This window comes from Rhizobium sp. rho-13.1 (assembly GCF_007000305.1).
GTDB lineage: Bacteria > Pseudomonadota > Alphaproteobacteria > Rhizobiales > Rhizobiaceae > Rhizobium > Rhizobium rhododendri.
The window spans coordinates 1208257-1228821 of the sequence record NZ_SCFL01000001.1 but is presented as its reverse complement, the minus strand read 5'-3'; the positions used below and the strand labels follow the sequence as shown (position 1 = coordinate 1228821).

The 20565-nt window shown below is 60.5% G+C and carries 22 protein-coding genes; 19 read left to right on the top strand and 3 right to left on the bottom strand.

Going from position 1 to position 20565, the window contains the following annotated elements; all coding sequences use genetic code 11:
- Position 1 precedes the first annotated feature (1 nt).
- From EQW76_RS06095 to EQW76_RS06085, 3 genes are all read left to right on the top strand, one after another.
- Positions 2-730, top strand: coding sequence for an ABC transporter ATP-binding protein (locus tag EQW76_RS06095; protein ID WP_142823508.1), 729 nt, complete (start codon positions 2-4; stop codon positions 728-730).
- 23 nt (positions 731-753) lie between these two features.
- A complete protein-coding gene (locus tag EQW76_RS06090) occupies positions 754-1107 on the top strand; it encodes a DUF6867 family protein (RefSeq protein ID WP_111222526.1) in 354 nt (117 codons plus the stop codon).
- Positions 1108-1225: 118 nt separating this feature from the next.
- The gene (locus EQW76_RS06085; RefSeq protein WP_111222527.1) at positions 1226-2350 is read left to right on the top strand and encodes a branched-chain amino acid ABC transporter substrate-binding protein; all 1125 of its coding nucleotides are present in this window, start codon (positions 1226-1228) and stop codon (positions 2348-2350) included.
- A 1-nt stretch (position 2351) separates the two neighbouring features.
- Here EQW76_RS06085 and EQW76_RS06080 read toward each other — a convergent pair whose 3' ends face one another.
- The 3 genes from EQW76_RS06080 to EQW76_RS06070 are packed head-to-tail and all read right to left on the bottom strand — an operon-like array spanning position 2352 to position 7305.
- Entirely contained in the window at positions 2352-2960 is a 609-nt protein-coding gene (locus EQW76_RS06080) for an AAA family ATPase (RefSeq protein ID WP_142823507.1), read from the bottom strand.
- A gap of 42 nt (positions 2961-3002) precedes the next feature.
- On the bottom strand, positions 3003-3926 hold the full coding sequence (locus EQW76_RS06075; RefSeq protein ID WP_142823506.1) for a response regulator: 924 nt from the start codon (positions 3924-3926) through the stop codon (positions 3003-3005).
- The gene (locus EQW76_RS06070; RefSeq protein WP_142823505.1) at positions 3919-7305 is read right to left on the bottom strand and encodes an ATP-binding protein; all 3387 of its coding nucleotides are present in this window, start codon (positions 7303-7305) and stop codon (positions 3919-3921) included. The genes EQW76_RS06075 and EQW76_RS06070 overlap by 8 nt, the downstream gene beginning before the upstream one ends.
- Positions 7306-7519: 214 nt before the next feature.
- Here EQW76_RS06070 and urtA point away from each other — a divergent pair, with 214 nt between their 5' ends.
- The 16 genes from urtA (at position 7520) to EQW76_RS05990 (ending at position 20561) form a co-directional block, all read left to right on the top strand.
- Entirely contained in the window at positions 7520-8815 is a 1296-nt protein-coding gene (gene urtA, locus EQW76_RS06065) for an urea ABC transporter substrate-binding protein (RefSeq protein ID WP_142823504.1), read from the top strand.
- 182 nt (positions 8816-8997) lie between these two features.
- Positions 8998-10614, top strand: coding sequence for an urea ABC transporter permease subunit UrtB (urtB, locus tag EQW76_RS06060; RefSeq protein ID WP_142823503.1), 1617 nt, complete (start codon positions 8998-9000; stop codon positions 10612-10614).
- Positions 10611-11771, top strand: coding sequence for an urea ABC transporter permease subunit UrtC (gene urtC, locus EQW76_RS06055; RefSeq protein WP_142823502.1), 1161 nt, complete (start codon positions 10611-10613; stop codon positions 11769-11771). Before urtB ends, urtC begins: the two co-directional genes overlap by 4 nt.
- 4 nt (positions 11772-11775) lie before the next feature.
- A complete protein-coding gene (gene urtD / locus EQW76_RS06050) occupies positions 11776-12531 on the top strand; it encodes an urea ABC transporter ATP-binding protein UrtD (RefSeq protein WP_111222533.1) in 756 nt (251 codons plus the stop codon).
- Positions 12532-12724: 193 nt separating this feature from the next.
- Positions 12725-13420 (top strand): urea ABC transporter ATP-binding subunit UrtE, encoded by a 696-nt coding sequence (gene urtE, locus EQW76_RS06040; RefSeq protein ID WP_142823500.1) that lies wholly within the window; start codon positions 12725-12727, stop codon positions 13418-13420.
- A 103-nt stretch (positions 13421-13523) separates the two neighbouring features.
- Complete coding sequence (locus EQW76_RS06035; RefSeq protein ID WP_142823499.1) at positions 13524-14345, top strand: urease accessory protein UreD; 822 nt, start codon at positions 13524-13526, stop codon at positions 14343-14345.
- 19 nt (positions 14346-14364) lie between these two features.
- Positions 14365-14667 (top strand): urease subunit gamma, encoded by a 303-nt coding sequence (locus EQW76_RS06030; protein ID WP_142823498.1) that lies wholly within the window; start codon positions 14365-14367, stop codon positions 14665-14667.
- A 6-nt stretch (positions 14668-14673) separates the two neighbouring features.
- A complete protein-coding gene (locus tag EQW76_RS06025; RefSeq protein ID WP_111222536.1) occupies positions 14674-14928 on the top strand; it encodes a DUF1272 domain-containing protein in 255 nt (84 codons plus the stop codon).
- A 13-nt stretch (positions 14929-14941) separates the two neighbouring features.
- Positions 14942-15247, top strand: coding sequence for an urease subunit beta (locus EQW76_RS06020; RefSeq protein WP_111222537.1), 306 nt, complete (start codon positions 14942-14944; stop codon positions 15245-15247).
- A gap of 23 nt (positions 15248-15270) precedes the next feature.
- The gene (locus EQW76_RS06015) at positions 15271-15687 is read left to right on the top strand and encodes a lysozyme inhibitor LprI family protein (protein ID WP_142823497.1); all 417 of its coding nucleotides are present in this window, start codon (positions 15271-15273) and stop codon (positions 15685-15687) included.
- A gap of 133 nt (positions 15688-15820) precedes the next feature.
- On the top strand, positions 15821-17533 hold the full coding sequence (ureC, locus tag EQW76_RS06010; protein ID WP_142823496.1) for an urease subunit alpha: 1713 nt from the start codon (positions 15821-15823) through the stop codon (positions 17531-17533).
- Between the two features lie 49 nt (positions 17534-17582).
- Positions 17583-17738 (top strand): hypothetical protein, encoded by a 156-nt coding sequence (locus tag EQW76_RS28995; RefSeq protein WP_153816480.1) that lies wholly within the window; start codon positions 17583-17585, stop codon positions 17736-17738.
- Positions 17739-18040: 302 nt separating this feature from the next.
- Positions 18041-18295: a hypothetical protein gene (locus EQW76_RS06005; RefSeq protein WP_142823495.1), complete on the top strand. Its 255-nt coding sequence runs from the start codon at positions 18041-18043 to the stop codon at positions 18293-18295.
- 33 nt (positions 18296-18328) lie between these two features.
- The gene (locus EQW76_RS06000; protein WP_142823494.1) at positions 18329-18613 is read left to right on the top strand and encodes a hypothetical protein; all 285 of its coding nucleotides are present in this window, start codon (positions 18329-18331) and stop codon (positions 18611-18613) included.
- Between the two features lie 189 nt (positions 18614-18802).
- Positions 18803-19342, top strand: coding sequence for a peroxiredoxin (locus tag EQW76_RS05995; protein WP_142823622.1), 540 nt, complete (start codon positions 18803-18805; stop codon positions 19340-19342).
- Positions 19343-19778: 436 nt separating this feature from the next.
- Positions 19779-20561, top strand: a complete 783-nt coding sequence (locus EQW76_RS05990; RefSeq protein WP_161991112.1) for a GGDEF domain-containing protein — start codon at positions 19779-19781, stop codon at positions 20559-20561.
- Positions 20562-20565: the final 4 nt, after the last annotated feature.

The following is a 20565-nucleotide window of genomic DNA, read 5'->3' as shown; positions in this document are numbered from 1 at the left end:
CATGACAACCCAACCCTTGCTTCACGTCCAGAACGTCGAAACCTACTATGGCAATATCCGCGCGCTCGCCGGCGTCGATGTTTACGTCAACAGCGGCGAAATCGTCAGCCTGATCGGTGCCAACGGTGCCGGCAAATCGACGCTGATGATGACCATCTGCGGCAGTCCGCAGGCGCGCTCCGGCTCGATCATCTACGAAGGCCGCGACATCACGAAGCTGCCGATGCACGAGATCGCCCGGCTGCGCATCGCCCAGTCACCGGAAGGTCGTCGCATCTTTCCGCGCATGACAGTCATGGAAAACCTCCAGATGGGCGCAGGCCTGGACGATCTCAAATACTTTAAGGAAGACGTCGAGAAGATCTTCACGATGTTCCCACGCCTCAAGGAGCGCCATGCGCAGCGCGGCGGGACACTGTCGGGTGGCGAGCAGCAGATGTTGTCTATCGGCCGCGCGCTGATGGCCCGCCCGAAGCTGCTGTTGCTGGACGAACCGTCGCTCGGTCTCGCACCGCTGATCGTCAAGGGCATCTTCGAGACGATCAAGCAGCTGAACGAGAAGGAAGGCCTGACGGTTTTCCTCGTCGAACAGAACGCATTCGCAGCCCTGAAACTTTCGCATCGGGCCTATGTGATGGTCAACGGCAAGGTGACGATGAGCGGCTCCGGCAGGGAACTGCTTGCCAATCCGGAAGTCCGCGCGGCCTATCTCGAAGGCGGCCGGCATTAAGCCGACAGAAGGGGAGCTTTACTATGCAGGGACTTTTCTTCGAGCCCGACACCGGCGTGCGGATGATCATACGGGGCCTCGTCTTGCTGCTCGGCCTGTGGACCGCGTCGCGGGCCGGCAGGGCTGTTGCCGAGAACTGGGATGGCTACGGCCTGGTCATCGCCTATACGTTTCTCCTGGCCTGGGTGATGCAGTTTCTGCACCATGCGCTCTTCGATGGGCCCATGCTAAGCGCCTTGTATTTCGGCATCGATTTCGTTGTCCTCCTGATCGTTTCGATGGCCGGTTTCCGCTATCGCCGCACCAATCAGATGGTCAACAACTATTACTGGCTGTACGAACGGACTTCCGCGTTTTCGTGGAAGGACAAACATTGACAGCCCGTTGAAACTGGGCATGAATTGCCTGGAGTGGAACAGCTTCCCCGACGCGGACAATGGTGGGTAATGCGTTGGGTTCTTGACCGGTCCCCGCCCAAAAATTGGGAGTAATAATATGAAGAAATCTCTTCTTTCGGCAGTGGCTCTGACGGCGCTCGTCGCTTTCAGCGGTACTGCATGGGCCGATATCATCATTGGCGTCGGTGGTCCCCTGACCGGTCCGAACGCAGCCTTCGGTGCACAGCTCCAGAAGGGTGCCGAACAGGCCGCAGCAGACATCAATGCTGCCGGCGGCATCAATGGCGAAAAGATCAAGATCGAACTCGGCGACGACGTTTCCGATCCGAAGCAGGGCATCTCGGTTGCCAACAAGTTCGTTGCCGATGGCGTCAAGTACGTCGTTGGTCACTTCAACTCGGGCGTTTCCATCCCGGCATCGGAAGTCTATGCCGAAAACGGCATTCTCGAAATCACGCCTGCCGCGACCAACCCGACCTTCACGGAACGCGGCCTGTGGAACACCTTCCGTACCTGCGGTCGCGACGACCAGCAGGGCGGCGTTGCCGGCGCCTATCTCGCTGCCCATTTCAAGGACAAGAAGATCGCCATCATTCACGACAAGACCCCATACGGTCAGGGTCTCGCCGATGAAACCAAGAAGGCGTTGAACACCGCCGGCATGACGGAAGTCATGTACGAAGGCATCAACGTCGGCGACAAGGACTTCTCGGCCCTCATCGCCAAGATGAAGGAAGCCGGCGTCTCGATCATCTATTGGGGTGGCCTGCACACGGAAGCCGGCCTGATCATCCGCCAGGCTGCCGACCAGGGCGTCAAGGCCACACTCGTTTCGGGCGACGGTATCGTTTCGAACGAACTGGCTTCGATCGCTGGCGACGCCGTCATCGGCACGCTGAACACCTTCGGTCCAGATCCGACATTGAACCCGGCCAACAAGGACCTCGTTGCGAAGTTCAAGGCTGCCGGCTTCAACCCGGAAGCATACACGCTCTACTCGTATGCTGCCGTTCAGACGATCGCTGCCGCTGCCAAGGCTGCTGCTTCGGTTGACGCTGAAACCGTTGCCAAGGCCATGCACGAAAAGGGTCCGTTCTCAACCGTTCTCGGCGATATCTCGTTCGACGCCAAGGGCGACCCGAAGATCCCAGGCTACATCATGTACGAATGGAAGAAGGGCCCCGACGGCAAGATCAGCTACTTCCCGCAGGACGTGAAGTAACTCATTTTCTGTCGCTGATTTTGGGAAGGCCCGGCTCGTCCGGGCCTTTTCCGTTTTCGACCGGAGACGTCGTGTCGCCGAATGGCGACAGCGTTTCCAACACGAAGCGGACACGCTCTGTCACAGACAATCTCGGCAGGACGACGGCTTCATATCCGAGCCTCGAATAAGCGATCAGAAGGCGCTCGTATTCCCGCACGGCATCGTCAAACGCATGGCGGCGGTCAGTATCGGTCTGAAAGATTTCTTGCCACGGAGGCGTCAGGAAAACCTGATGGTGGTAGCGCCAGCCGTCGATGAGTGGCAAAAGCGTTTTTTCGTCAGTCGCGTATGCCAGCGCTGCGGCGGCATCCACAAGACCACGGTCGAAGAACACCCAGCCTTCAAGTTGGCTGGCAGTGTTCCAGTCGCTCTTGGCCATCACCATGGCGCGCCGCGCAAATGCTGCGAGATCGACCCAGGGCAGGGCTTTGCCCTCGCCCTGTCGCTCCTCGGCGACGATCTTCCGGCCTGGCTCCTCAATAACACTGTGGCCGAGACGCTGCAGTTCGGCGAGTAGGGTTGATTTGCCGCCGCCTGAGCAGCCGGAGAGAACGACACGGTAGTTCATCGTGCTGGTCCTTGCTTGCAAAATGGAGGATCGATTGCGTCGCTACATCTCGCGCAGCACATGGGCCGCCTTGACGGCTGCCGAGGCGCGGTTCTCGACGCCGAGCTTGACGTAGATCTGCTCCAGATGCTTGTTTACCGTGCGGGCGGAAAGGCCGAGGATTTCGCCGATGTCGCGGTTGGCCTTGCCCTTGGCGATCCACAGCAGCACTTCGGATTCGCGCTGGGTGAGGGAAAAATGCTGGCGCAGCACGCTGTCGTCGGCATGTTGCCGTGCAGCGGTCAGCCGGAACAGGTGCTCGTCAGGACCAATCGTGCCGAGAAAAGCCAGTTGCAGCGCTGCATGGCCGTTGGGGCTGATGGACAGAACGTTGTCGCGAGTGGGAAGGGTGCGCCCGCCTTTTCGCATGAAGCCGCTGATTTCAGCCACGACAAGCTCCAGGCCATCGTCGCTGCCGGTGGCGGCATTGACCAATCGCGTTGCCTGCGGCGTCGACCAGTGGATGCTGCCATCGCCTCTGACGGCGAGCAGGTGGCGGCCGGCGGCATCGAGCGCCACCCTTGCACTTTGCGCCGAGCGGGCATTGCGCAGATGAACGCGGATGCGGGCGCGCAACTCGTCGATATTGATCGGCTTGGTAAGATAATCGACGCCACCGGATTCCAGCGCGTGGACGACGTGCTCGGTCTCGGTCAGCCCCGTCATGAAGATCACCGGCACCTGCGAAATGCCGGAATTCGCCTTTAGCCGGCGGCAAGTTTCGAAACCGTCCATATCGGGCATAACGGCATCGAGCAGGATAAGGTCGGGCGTGATACGCTCGACGATGGCGAGCGCCGCCGGACCGGAAGTGGCGATCAGAACGGAAAAGCCCGATTGTTCGAGCGCTTCGGTCAGAAATCCGAGGGCTTCCGGCGAGTCATCCACGAGCAGAACGATGTCGCGGGGCAGGGCGGGTTCAGCCAATCGGTTCTACCTTTTCGATGTCGAATTCACGCAGGAATGCCAGAAAGCCGGTCAGATCGAAGGCCTGGACATAAACCCGGAGAGCATCGATGAAAGGCTGGTTCTCGGGCAGCCTGGCGATATCTGCAAGCTTTGCCTCAATGCCCCTGATATAGCCGATTTCGGCAAGGCTTATCAACTCTCCGATATGATCGAGGCCGGGGCTCTTCATTGGCAGCGGTGCCTTAATTGCAGGGGCTGCAACGGTGTCGGCATAGATCCATTTGAGGCCGAGATGTAGCGCCAGCCGGTCGCGCAATTGCCGGATATCGACCGGCTTGCTGATGGCGTCGTCGTGGCCGCTGCTGTTTTCTCGACCAGCGGTTCCATCGCCTATATTGGCCGAGAGCATAAGGATCGGTCCCGCCTGTCCGCTTTCGCGCAGCCTTGCCACCAGTTGCCAGCCGTTCATGCCGGGCATCGAGATGTCGACAAGGAAAAGATCGGGCTTGATGCCTTCGATCAGTGTCAGGCAATCCGGGCCGCTGACGGCGGTCAGGACAACGAAATCGAGCGGCACCAAAATCTCGCGCATCATCTCCCGATGATCCTCGTTGTCATCGACGACAACGATCGTCCGCCTCGAGCCGTCATAGCCGACGATCTTGCGCTCCTGCGGCACGGGCTTCATCTGCCGCTGCACGGCGGACAGCATCAGCCGCACCTTGAAGGTCGAGCCGACATCCTTTTCGCTGGTCACCGAAATCTCGCCGCCCAGGGTGTTGGTGAGGAGCTGGGTGATGGTCAGGCCGAGGCCGAGGCCCGGCATCGGCCGGACGGTTTCTGCCTCGCCACGCTGGAACGGCTCGTAGATGCGTCCGAGGTCCTTCTCGGCGATGCCGCGTCCTGTGTCGGAAAGCGAGAATGTGGCCACCTGGCTACGATAGCCGACGTCGAAGCGCACCGTTCCCCGGTCTGTGAATTTTATGGCGTTGGACAGCAGGTTGACGAGGATCTGCCGCAGCCGCTTCTCGTCGGTGCGGACGTAATCCGGCAGGGAGGCGGCGCGCTCATGGATGAAGGTGAGGCCTTTTGCCTGTGCCTGCGGCCGAAACATGTCGATGATCTGGTCGAGGAAATCGCGGATGTTGATCTCGTTCGAATAGACCTGCAGGCGACCGGCCTCGATTTTCGAAATATCGAGCAGTCCGTCGATCAGCCCCGACAGGTGCTCGGCGCTGCGCCGTATCACGCGGATCGAGGATTGGCGCGGCGCCGGTATCGTTTCGTCGCGCTCGAGGATCTGGGCGTAGCCGAGCACGGCGTTGAGCGGGGTGCGCAATTCGTGGCTGAGGCCTACGACATAGCGGCTCTTGGCACGGTTGGCGCTTTCAGCTGTTTCCTTGGCGGTCTGTAGCGCCGCGTCGGTCTTCTTGTGGGCGGCGATTTCCTTCAGCAGCAGCGTGTTCTGTCGCGATGATTCCTCTTCGGCAACGACGCGGCTGTCATGGGCCAGCACGTAGAACCAGCAGACGATGCCAGCGATGACGGCGAAGACGAAGAAGACGATCAGGATGGTGCGGTTGACCACTTCGGCCGTCTCCGGCGATGCGGAGGATACCTGGTGGGCGATGAGGGCGAGGATGACGCCGACGGCACCGAGCGCCAGCACGACGGCGATGCCATAGCGCCCTAGCCTCGTTGTCAGCTTGGCGATGACCGTCGCCGGCAGCACTGCGCGGGCGACGGTGCCGATCTGGGCGTTGAGATTGGCGTTCGGCTTGCACATGTCGTGACAGCGGCTGTCGAGCGAGCAGCAAAGCGAACAGATCGGCGCCGCGTAGGCGGGGCACCAGGCCATGTCCTCCGGCTCGAACGGGTGCTCGCAGATCGAGCAGGTGATATCGGTGAGGTTCTTCCAGCTCTGGCGCGGTTTGCGCGCGAGGTAGAACTTGCCCTTGGTGGCCCAGGCGATGGCAGGCGAGGCGACCAGCGCTACGATCAGGGTGATGTAGGGAGCAAGCGATGCGGCGACTGCGCCGAACAGGCCGAAATGCGCCGTCAATGCGATGCCGGCCGACAGGGTCATGGCGCCAAGGCCGACTGGGTTGATGTCGTAGAGATGGGCGCGCTTGAACTCGATGCCTTCTGGGGCGAGGCCGAGCGGCTTGTTGATGAACAGGTCCGCCGAAATCGTGCAGAGCCAGGCCATGGAGATGATCGAGAAGATGCCGAGCGTCTCTTCCAGCAGCCGGTAAATGCCAAGCTCCATCAGTAGCAGCGCGATGGCGACGTTGAACACCAGCCAGATGACGCGGCCGGGATGGCTATGGGTCAGGCGCGAGAAGAAATTCGACCAGGCCAGCGAGCCGGCATAGGCGTTCATGACGTTGATCTTCAGCTGCGAGACCATCACGAAGGCGACCATCAGCAGCAACGCTGCATTGTGCCAGGGGATCATGTAGCCAAATGCTGTGAGATACATCTGGGCCGGGTCGGCGGCACGGTCGGGCGGCACGCCGGCGCTCAGCGTCAGCACGACAAGGAACGAGCCGGCCAGCAGCTTCGGCGCGCCGATGATCACCCAGCCGGGACCGGCAAGAAAGATCGCCAGCCGGTGGCGAAGCTTGCGATGGCCTTCCGGCGGCAGGAAGCGCAGAAAATCCGCCTGTTCGCCGATCTGCGAAATCAGCGCGAGGATGACAGCCGAGGCAGCGCCGAAATCGATCAGGTTGAAGGGCGCAAGGGTGCCGGAAGAGGATGGCCGGTCGAGGCCGGCAAAGGCCCGCCAGATATCGAACTTTTCCCAGTCGGAAAAGGCGATGAACACGAAGGGCAGGACATTCAGGACGATCCAGAAGGGCTGGGTCAGAAGCTGGAAGCGGCTGATAAGGCGGACCCCGTGAGTGACCAACGGGATCACCATGCAGGCGCTGATGATATAACCGATCCACAGCGGGATCCCGAGCGTCAGTTCAAGCGCACCGGACATGATCGATGCCTCGATGGCAAACAGCATGAAGGTGAAGCTGGCATAGATCAGCGAGGTGACGGTCGAGCCGATATAGCCAAAACTGGCACCGCGGGTGAGAAGGTCGATGTCGACGCCGTGGCGGATGGCGTAACGGCTGATCGGCAGGCCGATGCCGAGCATGACGAGGCTGGCGACGATGATGGCGTAGAAGGCGTTGGTCGTGCCGTAGGAGAGCGTGATGGCGCCGCCGATTGCCTCCAGCGCCAGGAACGAGATGGCGCCGATAGCCGTCTGCGAAATCCGCGCCGAGGAGAATTGCCGGGCGCTCTTGGCGGTAAAGCGCAGGGCGTAGTCTTCCAGCGTCTGGTTGGCGACCCAGCGATTATATTCGCGCCTGACGGGGATGATGCGTTGGCGTGCGGCCATGCCTTTGTCGACGTCCTCTGCGATTTGCTGTGAGGATAGCTAACACGGTTCATCCTCGGCCTTAAAGCGGCGCGACGCAAAGGATGCACGTTTCGCCCACCGCCTACGTCAAATTGCGTATACGGTTTTCTCCCGCGCCAAACCATAGTCCCTCAAGCAACAGTTAACGGCGGGTTTTCGCCGGTGTTGTCGAATTCGAAGAGGGGATAAAACAATGAATTTCAAGAACTACGTCACGGGTGCCGTTATCGGTACCGTCCTGTCGACGTCGGCTTTGTTCAACGGCGCCGCCTATGCTGCGGACGACACGATCAAGGTCGGCATTCTTCATTCGCTTTCCGGCACCATGGCCATCTCCGAGACCACTCTCAAGGATGCCATGCTGATGCTCATCGACGAGCAGAACAAGAAGGGTGGCCTTCTCGGCAAGAAGCTCGAAGCCGTCGTCGTCGATCCCGCCTCCGATTGGCCGCTGTTTGCCGAAAAGGCCCGCGAGCTGATCCAGAAGGACAAGGTTTCAGCCGTATTCGGTTGCTGGACATCCTCGTCCCGCAAGTCGGTTCTGCCTGTATTCGAGGAACTGAACTCGCTGCTGTTCTACCCGGTCCAGTATGAAGGCGAAGAATCCTCGCGCAACATCATCTACACAGGCGCCGCGCCTAACCAGCAGGCGATCCCGGCCGTCGACTACCTGATGCAGAAGGAAGGCGTAAAGCGCTTCGTTCTCGAAGGCACCGACTATGTTTATCCGCGCACCACCAACAAGATTCTCGAGGCTTACCTGATTTCCAAGGGTATTCCGAAAGAAGACATCATGACCAACTACACGCCGTTCGGCTTCTCCGATTGGCAGACTGAAGTCTCCAAGATCAAGGATTTCGGTTCGGGCGGCAAGAAGACCGCCGTCGTCTCGACGATCAACGGCGACGCCAACGTGCCGTTCTACAAGGAACTCGGCAACAAGGGCATCAAGGCCACCGACATCCCGGTCATCGCCTTCTCGGTCGGCGAAGAAGAACTGGCCGGTCTCGACACCAAGCCGCTGGTCGGCCATCTCGCCGCCTGGAACTACTTCGAATCCGTTGAAACGCCTGCCAACAAGGCTTTCATCAAGCAGTGGCACGCCTACACCAAGAATGACAAGCGCGTTACCAACGACCCGATGGAAGCCGCCTATATCGGCTTCAACGCCTGGGTTAAGGCTGTCCAGGCTGCCGGCTCCACCGACACCGACAAGGTGCTCGACACGATCATCGGCACGACCGTTCCGAACCTGTCGGGCGGCTATGCCACCGTCATGCCGAACCACCACATCACCAAGCCAGTATTGATCGGTGAAATCCAGGGCAACGGCCAGTTCGACATCGTCCAGCAGACGCCTGCTGTTGTTGGCGACGAATGGTCGGACTACCTGCCCGACTCCAAGGACCTGATCTCCGATTGGCGCAAGCCAATGTCCTGCGGCAACTTCAACGTCGCTACCGGCAAGTGCGGTGGCAAGGGCATGTAATTTGGACAAGGCACGTAAGGGGGATCTCTCCCCCTTCTCCCCGTCGGGGAGAAGTGTCGAGCGAATGCGAGACGATGAGGGGGCTTCTCTGCCGTGCCCCCTCATCCGACCCTTCGGGCCACCTTCTCCCCGAGGGGGAGAAGGGAAAGCCCAGCTTTACGATAACCGAGGCAAAAGAGCCGATGTATCGCGCCATCAAGATTTTCCTATTGACCCTATGCCTCGCCCTGCCGGCCTTCGCCACCGTGCTGAAGGCGGAAGATGCGGTCCATCCGCTGGTCGACGCGCTCGGTGTCGGCGACTTTCCGGAACGCGAAGCGGCGATCAAGGCGCTGGTTGCTTCCAAGGACCCGCATGTCGGCAAGATCCTCAAGGAACTGAGCGACGGCCTGCTGTTCGTCAACCAGGATGGCGGCCCGGTACTTTTGCAGGGTGGCACCGACGATGCGCCAACCTTTGTCGATCCGCTCACCGGCGAGGCTGTGGCCGACGTCGATCCGGACACGATGGTCAAGGTCAAGGTCAACAATTCTCTGCGCGGCGTCATCAGCGCCTCGATTGGCCAGCTGACGCTGCTAAGCCCGGATCGCGACGCACGCCTCGCGGCTGCCGAGGGCATGCTGAAGGACGCCGACCCCAGCAATATCGATCTGCTCAATTCCGCGCTGGCCGAGGAAAAAGATCCTCAGGTCAAGAAGACCATGGAAGCGGCGCGCGCTGTCGTGCTTTTGAAGACCGACGCCAGCCCGGCCGACAAGAAGGCTGCCATCGACATGATCGCGGCCCGCGGGGACCGCGATGCGCTGACCATCCTGACGGCAGCGATGCAGACGGCATCGGCCGACCTGCAGCCTGCCATCCAAAAGGATATGGATGCGATCAAGGATACCCTGGCGCTCTGGGATGTCGCGCAGAACATCTGGTACGGCCTGTCGCTGAGCTCGGTTCTGATGCTGGCTGCCATCGGCCTCTCGATCACTTTCGGCGTAATGGGCGTCGTCAACATGGCGCATGGTGAAATGGTCATGCTCGGTGCCTACACGACCTATGTCGTGCAGGAGGCCATCACCCGATATGCGCCGGGACTTGCGGAGTATTCCCTGGCCTTTGCCGTGCCCGCAGCCTTCCTGTTCACCGGCGCCGTTGGCTTCCTGATCGAGCGCACCGTCATCCGCTTCCTCTACAAGCGGCCGCTGGAAACATTGCTCGCCACCTGGGGGATATCGCTCATCCTGCAGCAGACGGTGCGATCGATCTTCGGCCCGACCAACCGGGAAGTCCGCAATCCCAACTGGATGTCCGGCTCGTTCGACCTCGGCGGCCTCGATATCACCTGGAACCGGCTCTGGATCATCGCCTTTGCGCTGGTCGTCTTTGTTGCCCTGCTGCTGCTGCTGAAGCGCTCGTCGTTCGGGCTGCAGATGCGGGCGGTAACCCAGAACCGGCGCATGGCGTCCTCGATGGGTATCCGCACCGCCTGGGTCGATGCCTTCACCTTCGCGCTTGGCTCAGGCGTTGCAGGCATGGCTGGTGTGGCGCTCAGTCAGATCGATAATGTCTCGCCGAACCTCGGCCAGGCCTACATTATCGACAGCTTCATGGTCGTCGTCTTCGGCGGTGTCGGCAGTCTCTGGGGAACACTGGTCGGCGCCATGTCGCTCGGCATCCTCAACAAGTTCCTCGAGCCCTATGCCGGCGCCGTGCTCGGCAAGATCCTGGTGCTCGTCCTCATCATCCTGTTCATCCAGAAGCGACCGCGTGGGCTCTTCGCACTCAAAGGAAGGGCGGTGGAAGCATGATAACGGCCTTCCTGCTCCGGTCTCTCGACCGCAAGATCATCATTGCAATCCTGCTGCTGATTGCAGTGGCAATTCTCGTCCCGGCGTCCAACCTCCTGACGAGCCCGCAGAGCGCATTGCATGTGCCGACCTACATCATGTCGCTGTTCGGCAAATACCTGACCTACGCGCTACTGGCGCTGGCGCTCGATCTCGTCTGGGGTTTTTGCGGCATCCTGTCGCTCGGCCACGGCGCCTTCTTCGCGCTCGGCGGCTATGCCATGGGCATGTACCTGATGCGCCAGATCGGTGCCCGCGGCTCCTACGGCAACGCGATCCTGCCCGATTTCATGGTGTTCCTGAACTACAAGGCGCTGCCGTGGTTCTGGTACGGGTTCGACCATTTCTGGTTTGCAGCACTGATGGTGCTGCTGGTGCCGGGGCTGCTCGCCTATGTATTCGGCTGGTTTGCCTTCCGCTCGCGCGTCAACGGCGTCTATCTCTCGATCATCACGCAGGCGATGACCTATGCGCTGCTGTTGGCCTTCTTCCGCAACGACATGGGTTTCGGCGGCAACAACGGCCTCACCGACTTCAAGGAGATCCTCGGCTACAACATTCAGGCCGACGGCACCCGTGCGGCGCTGTTCGCGCTGACCGCGCTGTTTCTGGCGCTGGCCCTGCTGATCGCGTCGGGTATCGTGCGCTCCAAGTTCGGCAAGGTGCTGGTCGGTGTGCGCGATGCCGAAAGCCGGACCCGTTTCCTCGGCTACCGAGTCGAGAACATCAAGCTGTTCACCTTCGTTGTCTCGGCGATGATGGCTGGCATTGCCGGTGCACTCTACGTGCCGCAGGTCGGCATCATCAACCCCGGCGAATTCGCACCGGCCAACTCCATCGAAGTGGTCATCTGGACGGCGGTCGGCGGGCGCGGCACGCTGATCGGTCCGATCATCGGGGCGATCCTCGTCAACGGCGGCAAGACGATCTTTACCGGACTATTTCCTGAGGTGTGGTTGTTTGCGCTCGGCGGGCTATTCGTCGCCGTGACGCTGTTCCTGCCACGTGGCGTCATTGGCACGATTGCCCATTACGGCACCGGCGGCGGCAGGTCGCGGCGGGCGTCCGCGGCGGCGGAAAAAGGCGAGAGCGACGAACCCATTCAGGCGGCGGAGTAAGAGCATGATCACGGACGGCAAACCCACAAGCATGCTCTACCTCAACAACGTGTCTGTCTCCTTCGACGGGTTCAAGGCGCTGAATTCGCTGTCGATGGTCATCGAGCCCGGCGAACTCAGGGCGATCATCGGCCCGAACGGTGCCGGCAAGACGACGATGATGGACATCATCACCGGCAAGACCAAGCCAGACTCAGGCGAGGTGTTCTTCAACGGCGCCGTCGATCTCACCAAGAAGGACGAGGCCGACATCGCATTGCTCGGTATCGGCCGGAAATTCCAGAAGCCGACGGTGTTCGAGAGCCATACGGTCTGGGACAATCTGGAACTGGCACTGAACCGCAGTCGCGGCGTGTTCGCGACGCTGTTCTACAGGATGACCCCGACCGACCGCGCCCGCATCGACGAGATCCTCGATACCGTCCGGCTGCACCATCGGCGCGACGAGCTGGCGGCCAACCTCAGCCATGGCCAGAAGCAGTGGTTGGAAATCGGCATGCTGCTGGCGCAGGAGCCGAAGCTGCTGCTGGTCGACGAGCCGGTGGCCGGGATGACGGACGCGGAAACCGCCGAGACGGCAATCCTGCTGAAGGAAATCGCCAAGACCCGCTCGGTGGTGGTGGTCGAGCACGACATGGGCTTCATCCGCGATCTCGGCGTCAAGGTGACGTGTCTCGCTGAAGGCTCCGTGCTCGCGGAAGGCTCAATCGATTTCGTCAGCAGCGATCCGAAGGTGATCGAGAATTATCTGGGGCGGTGATGAACGGCATGATCCACAGTCTGGGGTGGGCTTACCCCCCTCTGTCAGCTCCGCTGACATCTCCCCCACAAGGGGGGAGATCGTTCTTTTCCCTTTCGGGCCCAGAAGTCTCGGCTGATCTCCCCCCTTGTGGGGGAGATGTCCCGGAGGGACAGAGGGGGGTGCTCGCCCGGAAAACAAAGGAATCCGCACCATGCTGACCGTCGAAAACGCAAATCTCCATTACGGCGCCGCCCAGGCACTCCGCGGCATTTCGATCAAGGCGGAGATGGGCAAGATCACCTGCGTGCTTGGGCGCAACGGCGTCGGCAAGAGTTCGCTGCTGCGGGCTGTCACCGGCCAGCATGCGCTGAGTGCCGGCAGCATCAGCTTCAACGATCATAAGCTCGACGGCCTGGCGCCCTATGCGCGGGCCAAGCAGGGTATCGGCTATGTGCCGCAAGGGCGCGAGATATTCCCGCTGCTGACGGTGAAGGAAAATCTTGAGACCGGCTTTGCGCCGCTGGCGCGCCGCGACCGGACCGTGCCGGACGACATCTTCCAACTGTTTCCGGTACTGAAATCCATGTTGTCGCGGCGGGGCGGCGATCTCTCGGGCGGGCAGCAGCAGCAGTTGGCCATCGGCCGGGCGCTGGTGACGCGGCCGAAGATCCTCGTGCTTGACGAGCCAACGGAAGGTATCCAGCCTTCGATCATCAAGGACATCGGCCGTGCCATCCAGTATCTGCGGGATTCAACTGGGATGGCGATCCTGCTGGTCGAGCAATATCTCGATTTCTGCCGGGAGCTTGCCGACTATGTCTACATCATGGACCGCGGCGAGATCGTTCATGAAGGGTTGGCCGAAACGCTGGATAAGCCGGAAGCCCGACGCCACCTGACGGTCTGATGGAAGCTTCTCAGAAATACGGCGAAACGAAAAAGAGCTTGCATTCAGACGCTTGCGAGGTTGAATGGCGGCTATTGTGTAAGTTTACCGCAAGGATCGCATAATGACGATGATGGCAGCGAGCACCAGGCCGCAAAGGGCCGAGGGACGCGGCCACCTGGCGGCGAAGTGGCTCGACGGACGTACCCGGCTTGCCGAATTCTTCCAGGAAGGCGCTGCCAAGATACGGCTGCCAGACACCTTCGACAGCTCGATGGAAGCCGTCATCATCAACACGGCGGGCGGGCTGACCGGTGGCGATCGCATGGACTGGAGCGTCACGGCGGCGGCGCAGACACGCATCGACGTGACGACGCAGGCCTGCGAGAAGATCTACAAGGCATCCGCCGGTATTGCCGAAATCAGGACGCGGATCGAGGTCGGCGCCCGAGCGCGGGTCGACTGGTTGCCGCAGGAGACGATCCTGTTCGACCGCGCTGCGCTGTCGCGCACGCTCGATGTCGACCTCGACGGGACGGCGGAATTCCTCGCTGTCGAAGCCGTATTGCTGGGCCGCAAGGCGATGGGCGAGGCGATGCTGACCGGACTTTTCCGCGACCGCTGGCGCATTCGCCGCAACGGCAAGCTGATCCATGCCGAGGACTTGCGGTTCGACGGCGATGTCGCGGCCCTGACTGCCGAGCGGGCGGTGCTGGGCGGGCAGGTTGCCTTCGTCACGGTTCTCTACGCAGGCCCTTCGGCGGAGCGCTATCTCTCGACCGTTCGGCCGATGCTGGAGGGGCGCAACGGCGGCGTCAGCCATTGGAACGGCAAGCTGGTGATCCGGCTTGCGGCGGCAGATGGCTTTGCGCTCAGAAAAATCCTCATCCCGATCATTTCGGCCTTGCGCAATGGCGCGCCAGTGCCGAAAGTCTGGAATCTCTAGTTCAAGCGATAGGCAGACGATGAACCTCACTCCGAGAGAAAAAGACAAGCTGTTGATTTCCATGGCGGCGATGGTGGCGCGCCGGCGGCTTGAGCGCGGCGTCAAGCTCAACTATCCCGAGGCTATCGCGCTGATCAGCGACTTCGTCGTCGAGGGCGCACGCGACGGCCGGTCCGTTGCCGACCTGATGTCGGCCGGTGCAAATGTCATCAGCCGCGACCAGGTGATGGAAGGCATTGCCGAGATGATCCACGACGTGCAGGTCGAGGCGACCTTCCCCGACGGCACCAAGCTTGTCACCGTCCACGAACCTATCCGGTAGCCTGTCATGCTCGAGCTCAGGCCCAATTGCGAATGCTGCGATCGCGACCTGCCGGCGGATAGCCGCGAGGCGATGATGTGCAGCTTCGAATGCACCTATTGTGCCGATTGCGCCTCCGGCACGCTTTCCGGCATATGCCCGAACTGCGGTGGTGAGCTGGTCCGTCGTCCGGTACGACCGGCAGCAAAACTTGCGGCCAATCCGGCCTCGACGAAACGTATATTGAAGGCCGGGGGCTGCCCGCCCGCCGAGGCCGCATGAAGAGGAACATCCGATGATCCCCGGTGAAATCATTGCCGCCAGCGGCGATATCGAATTGAACGCCGGCGCCCCGACGATCTCCATCGACGTGTCCAATACCGGCGACCGGCCGGTGCAGGTCGGCAGCCACTATCATTTCGCCGAGACAAACGGCGGGCTCGCCTTCGACCGCGAGCAGGCGAGGGGCATGCGCCTCGACATCCCGGCCGGCACCGCCGTTAGGTTCGAGCCAGGCCAGACCCGCTCTGTGACGCTCATTCCCCTTTCCGGCAAGCGCGAGGTCTACGGTTTTCGCCAGCTGGTCATGGGCAAGCTCTGATCCCGCACCACTGAGGACAGCCGATGCGTTTGAACCTGATGATGGCTGCGGCAGGCATGATGATGGCGGCGGTGCACGGTCTAGCCTTGGCTGACGAAACGCCCGACTGCAGCAAGGCCGAGACGCAAATGGATATGAACATCTGCGCGGAACAGGATTTCGATTCGGCGGATGCCGATCTGAACACGCAATACAAGAAGACCCGGGCGTCCCTGCAGGCAGTCGATGCCGATCTCGAAGGAGAGATGAAGGGCGCTGAGAAGGCACTGCTTGCCGGACAGCGCGGCTGGATCGCCTACCGGGACGGTCAATGCGAGGCGGAGGGCTTCCAGGCGCGCGGCGGATCGATGGAGCCAATGCTCGTATCAAGTTGCAAGGCGACGATGACCCGGCTGCGGACAAAGGAACTGAAGGAAATGGCGGAAGGCTCGGGAAATTGAGCTTCATCGAACGATGCCGCCGGCCCCGCTGGTGTCTCCGGATGGCACGGTAACACATCGACCGACAGCGACGACCTAGACAGGGCATAAGCCAGAGACACGCAACTATCCGAGCTCCAGAGGTAAAAAGACGATGGCCTACAAGATCTCCCGCGCCGCCTATGCCAACATGTTCGGGCCGACCACCGGCGACAAAGTGCGGCTTGCCGACACCGAACTGTTCATCGAGGTCGAAAAGGATTTCACCACCTATGGCGAAGAGGTGAAGTTCGGCGGTGGCAAGGTCATCCGCGACGGCATGGGGCAGAGCCAGGTGACGCGCGCCGACGGTGCCGTCGATACGGTCATCACCAACGCGCTGATCATCGACACCTGGGGCATCGTCAAGGCCGATATCGGCCTCAAGGATGGACGCATCGTGGCCATCGGCAAGGCTGGTAATCCAGATATGCAGCCTGGCGTCAATATCATCGTCGGGCCGGGCACGGAGGCGATTGCCGCCGAAGGCAAGATCATCACCGCCGGCGGCATGGACAGCCACATCCACTTCATCGCGCCGCAGCAGATCGAGGAAGCGTTGATGTCCGGCATCACCTGCATGCTTGGCGGCGGCACCGGCCCGGCGCACGGCACGCTTGCCACGACCTGCACGCCCGGTCCTTGGCACATCGCGCGGATGATCGAGGCTGCCGACGCGTTTCCGATGAACCTTGCCTTTGTCGGCAAGGGCAATGCCTCGCTGCCTGGCGCGCTCGAGGAAATGGTGCTGGGCGGCGCCTGTGCGCTGAAGCTGCACGAAGACTGGGGCACGACGCCCGCGGCCATCGACTGCTGCCTGACGGTTGCAGACGAATACGACGTGCAGGTGATGATCCACACGGACACGCTGAACGAAAGCGGCTTTGTCGAGGATACCATCGGATCGATCAAGGGCCGGACGATCCACGCCTTCCACACCGAGGGTGCGGGCGGCGGGCATGCGCCTGACATCATCAAGATCTGCGGCCAGCCGAACGTCATTCCGTCGTCGACGAACCCGACGCGGCCCTACACCGTCAACACGATTGCCGAGCATCTCGACATGCTGATGGTCTGCCATCATCTCTCGTCGTCAATCCCGGAAGATATCGCCTTTGCCGAGAGCCGTATCCGCAAGGAAACCATTGCGGCTGAAGATATTCTCCACGATATCGGTGCCTTCTCGATCATCTCGTCCGACAGCCAGGCCATGGGCCGCGTCGGCGAGGTAGCAATCCGCACGTGGCAGACGGCCGACAAGATGAAGCGCCAGCGCGGCAGGCTTGCGCAGGAAATCGGCGAAAACGACAATTTCCGCGTCAAGCGCTACATTGCCAAATACACCATCAATCCGGCGATTGCGCAGGGGTTGAGCCATGAGATCGGTTCCATCGAAGTCGGCAAGCGCGCCGACCTCGTCATGTGGCGCCCGGCGTTTTTTGGCGTCAAGCCGGACATGGTCATCATCGGCGGCACGATCGCGGCAGCCCCGATGGGCGATCCGAACGCCTCCATCCCGACGCCGCAGCCGGTGCACTACCGGCCGATGTTCGGCGCCTTCGGCAAGAGCCTGACCAATTCTTCCGTCACCTTCGTGTCGCAGGCGTCGCTCGATGCAGGACTGCAGAACAGGCTAGGCGTGGCGAAGCAACTGGTCGCGGTGCGCAACACACGCGGCGGCATCTCCAAGGCGTCGATGGTCCATAACGACCTGACGCCGCATATCGAGGTCGATCCGGAAACCTACGAGGTGCGGGCGGACGGCGAGCTTCTCACCTGCGAGCCGGCAACAGTTTTGCCGATGGCGCAGCGCTACTTCCTGTTCTAGGCTAGATATAAATATGCCCGCCAGCATCGCAAATGGATGCTGGCGGGCCATGTCTTTCAACGAAAGCGTATACCGGCTATCAGCCGAGGCTGTCTCCGAACATAGATGGATGCACGGCGTTCTTCGCCAGCAGTTCGGCACGTCGACGGCGTCTGCCAACGACGTTCGCACGACAGATTGCGCGCCTGACTATCTTGGCGCTTAAAAGAGTTTTGATATTGAGCATGTGATTTGCGTGTACTTTTATTCCGAGGAGGCCGCGTGTACGCCGCGCGGAGCGTTGTCACAATACCTTCATATTTCACTGCAGCCATGCAAAATGCGTGGGTTGACGATTGCAAACCTCAGCGGGTCCGGGTGAACAGCGCAATAACGACGCGAATTGCGCCTGCTTCGTTAAGTATTTCCGCATGCTCCTGGCTGTCTGTCGCTTAAGTCGCCCCTTGCGGGAACTTATGGGGCGTTCAACCATTTCGCCAGCAACACACCAACCCTGGCGAGTTCACCATGAAAACTTTTCCGAAAACGACCGTCATCATCCTGGGGCTTCTGGCGGCTGTAACCACCGTTGGCGTATACGGGGCCTCCGCCGGCGGTAGCGTTGCGCTGGAGCGGCCTAAGACAGTTCAGGCCGACACTAGCGTTTCCGGCAAAGAAGACCGTCCTGGCAGGGTGGTGCGTATCGTCGGTCCGCAGTTCTTCCCCGATAATGGCGATATCAAGCTGCACGGCGCGGGCGGCAAATCCAATCGCCGACAATAGTACCCGGAACTGCCGGCCAAGAGAGGCGAAGTCATGACGCTGTCGATGAGGGACGGATTCCCGCCCTTTCTGTCCGATGAAAACGGCCATATCTCGGCCTGCGACGAGAGTCAGAACTGGCTGGTAATCGTCACCCGCGAGGCGCTCGAGGATGTCGCCGAGCCAGCGGATGCGTCCCTTTTGAGGCTGCTCGAATATCATTCACTGTTTCTCGAGGTCGCAGCCTTCAAGCTGGAGCATGGTCGCGCCGGCGACGAGGACACGATCTGGATCCAGACGGACGATCTGAGGGAATGGCAGTCTCTCCAGACCTCCTGATGCCGTCACAGCCTGTCCATTGACAAGGACGCCATGCGCTTCCCGCATGACTGTCATGCGAGCCTGTGGATGCCCATTTTTATGCTGCACTGCCGCAATTTCTTCGCTACGGAGGGGTATTCAATCGGGCCGGCAGATTTTCTCCCAAGACTTGCTGCTGACCCATCCTTCGAAGGAGAGATGATTATGATGATCGGGAAAAAAGTACCCTCCGTCACCTTCCGCACCCGCGTTCGCGATGAATCTGTCGGTGGCTCGAACCCCTTCCGGTGGCAGGACGTGACATCTGCCGACTATTTCGCCGGCAAGCGCGTCATCGTGTTTTCCCTGCCGGGCGCATTCACGCCGACCTGCTCGACCTTCCAGCTTCCTGATTTCGAAAAGCTGTACGGCGAGTTCAAGGCCGCGGGCATCGACGATATCTACTGCATCTCGGTCAACGACGCTTTCGTCATGAATGCCTGGGGCAAGTCGCAGAACCTCGTCAACATCAAGCTCATTCCGGACGGTTCCGGCGAGTTTACCCGCAAGATGGGCATGCTCGTCTGCAAGGACAATGTCGGCTTCGGCATGCGCTCCTGGCGCTACGCTGCCGTTATCAATGACGGCGTCGTCGAGCAGTGGTTTGAAGAAGAGGGCTACTCGGATAACGCCGAGAACGATCCCTATGGCATTTCTTCGCCGCAGAACATCCTGGAGAACCTCAAGTCGCTTCAGGTTGCTGCCTAACAAAAAATATCCTGTCTTGATTGAGCCCCGACTTCGGGGCTCAATTCGTTTACCAGGGATATTGTAGCGGTAAATACTTTGCGTGGTTTTGAGGCGATTGCGTGCCGTAGCGAGACATTATTCCGGCATGGATTTGGCGGCACGCAACCTTTGGCAATTATTGCGTTTCTGTCTAAATTAGAACATTATAATCAAATGCTTATGGTTTGTTCGCTGAGCGTTCACAACTTACCGGTAGGCCGCATTCTATCGATTTCCTTAACACTCTGTAATGAGAAGGGCGGCTATCCCAAATGCGGGTGTTGCGGGAGTGGGGAGGGCGGTTTGCATGTCTAGATGGATACCGCTACAGGTCGAGCTCGGTAACTTTCATCAACGCCGGACGATCTATATCTTCGCCTTAAAGGCGAGTTTTCTATCGGTTCTCCTCTCGCTCATGGTGGTCGTGACGGCCTTGCCGGTGATGTCGTGGCTCGGCATTTTGCGGCTGCCGCTAGCGGACTGCATCCGGCTTGGCATCATGCTCTCCTGGCTGATCGGGGGAACGGTGTCCGCCATTCTCGCGGTCCTGACAGGCTACTCCATCCACGAAATTTCGGTTTCGCGTGCCGAGTTCGAACGTTTGAGCCGCACCGACACGCTTTCTGGACTATTCAACCGTCGCGCCTTTGCCGAATCCATGGCGGGCGCGGATAAAGATGCATCGCTGGTCATCTTCGATGTGGACCGCTTCAAGTCGGTCAACGACCGCTATGGTCACGCCGCCGGTGATGCCGTTATCGTTGCGATCTCCGGAGTGTTGTCGAAAATTTTCAGCGAGCAGGCCGTGGTCGGTCGTCTCGGGGGCGAGGAGTTCGGTGTTCTGCTATCCGGAGGCAGTGCCGAAGATCGTATTGCGCGGATCGAAGCTGCGAAGGTCACAGTCTGCAACACCAGTATTTTGATCGATTGTGGCGCGATCTCCGTCACGATCTCGGCGGGTATTGCCGACTTCACCCCGGTGCGCAGTCCGGAGGCTGTCTATGCGGCTGCTGACAACGCGCTTTATCTCGCGAAGGCGCTGGGCCGAAACCGGGTTGTACATGAAAACGAAAGGCCCCACACCGTCGCGCACTGTTCCAGTTTGCTCGATCCCGACATGACATATATGACCGCAATGCCTCGGCCCGGGTTTGGCGCCTGGGAAACCAAACGTCGCGTTCGCATTCCTGTTGCATAGACGA

Excerpts from the sequence above, each read along its gene's own strand:
- urtB (WP_142823503.1), top strand. The coding sequence starts at position 8,998 with ATGTATCGCGCCATCAAGATTTTCCTATTGACCCTATGCCTCGCCCTG.
- EQW76_RS06020 (WP_111222537.1), top strand. The coding sequence starts at position 14,942 with ATGATCCCCGGTGAAATCATTGCCGCCAGCGGCGATATCGAATTGAAC.
- EQW76_RS28995 (WP_153816480.1), top strand. The coding sequence starts at position 17,583 with ATGTCTTTCAACGAAAGCGTATACCGGCTATCAGCCGAGGCTGTCTCC.
- EQW76_RS06000 (WP_142823494.1), top strand. The coding sequence starts at position 18,329 with ATGACGCTGTCGATGAGGGACGGATTCCCGCCCTTTCTGTCCGATGAA.
- EQW76_RS06080 (WP_142823507.1), bottom strand. The coding sequence starts at position 2,960 with ATGAACTACCGTGTCGTTCTCTCCGGCTGCTCAGGCGGCGGCAAATCA.
- EQW76_RS06070 (WP_142823505.1), bottom strand. The coding sequence starts at position 7,305 with ATGGCCGCACGCCAACGCATCATCCCCGTCAGGCGCGAATATAATCGC.
- EQW76_RS06035 (WP_142823499.1), top strand. The coding sequence starts at position 13,524 with ATGACGATGATGGCAGCGAGCACCAGGCCGCAAAGGGCCGAGGGACGC.
- urtE (WP_142823500.1), top strand. The coding sequence starts at position 12,725 with ATGCTGACCGTCGAAAACGCAAATCTCCATTACGGCGCCGCCCAGGCA.
- EQW76_RS05995 (WP_142823622.1), top strand. The coding sequence starts at position 18,803 with ATGATCGGGAAAAAAGTACCCTCCGTCACCTTCCGCACCCGCGTTCGC.
- urtC (WP_142823502.1), top strand. The coding sequence starts at position 10,611 with ATGATAACGGCCTTCCTGCTCCGGTCTCTCGACCGCAAGATCATCATT.
- urtD (WP_111222533.1), top strand. The coding sequence starts at position 11,776 with ATGATCACGGACGGCAAACCCACAAGCATGCTCTACCTCAACAACGTG.
- urtA (WP_142823504.1), top strand. The coding sequence starts at position 7,520 with ATGAATTTCAAGAACTACGTCACGGGTGCCGTTATCGGTACCGTCCTG.
- EQW76_RS06030 (WP_142823498.1), top strand. The coding sequence starts at position 14,365 with ATGAACCTCACTCCGAGAGAAAAAGACAAGCTGTTGATTTCCATGGCG.
- EQW76_RS05990 (WP_161991112.1), top strand. The coding sequence starts at position 19,779 with ATGGTGGTCGTGACGGCCTTGCCGGTGATGTCGTGGCTCGGCATTTTG.
- EQW76_RS06085 (WP_111222527.1), top strand. The coding sequence starts at position 1,226 with ATGAAGAAATCTCTTCTTTCGGCAGTGGCTCTGACGGCGCTCGTCGCT.
- ureC (WP_142823496.1), top strand. The coding sequence starts at position 15,821 with ATGGCCTACAAGATCTCCCGCGCCGCCTATGCCAACATGTTCGGGCCG.
- EQW76_RS06015 (WP_142823497.1), top strand. The coding sequence starts at position 15,271 with ATGCGTTTGAACCTGATGATGGCTGCGGCAGGCATGATGATGGCGGCG.
- EQW76_RS06005 (WP_142823495.1), top strand. The coding sequence starts at position 18,041 with ATGAAAACTTTTCCGAAAACGACCGTCATCATCCTGGGGCTTCTGGCG.
- EQW76_RS06090 (WP_111222526.1), top strand. The coding sequence starts at position 754 with ATGCAGGGACTTTTCTTCGAGCCCGACACCGGCGTGCGGATGATCATA.
- EQW76_RS06025 (WP_111222536.1), top strand. The coding sequence starts at position 14,674 with ATGCTCGAGCTCAGGCCCAATTGCGAATGCTGCGATCGCGACCTGCCG.
- EQW76_RS06095 (WP_142823508.1), top strand. The coding sequence starts at position 2 with ATGACAACCCAACCCTTGCTTCACGTCCAGAACGTCGAAACCTACTAT.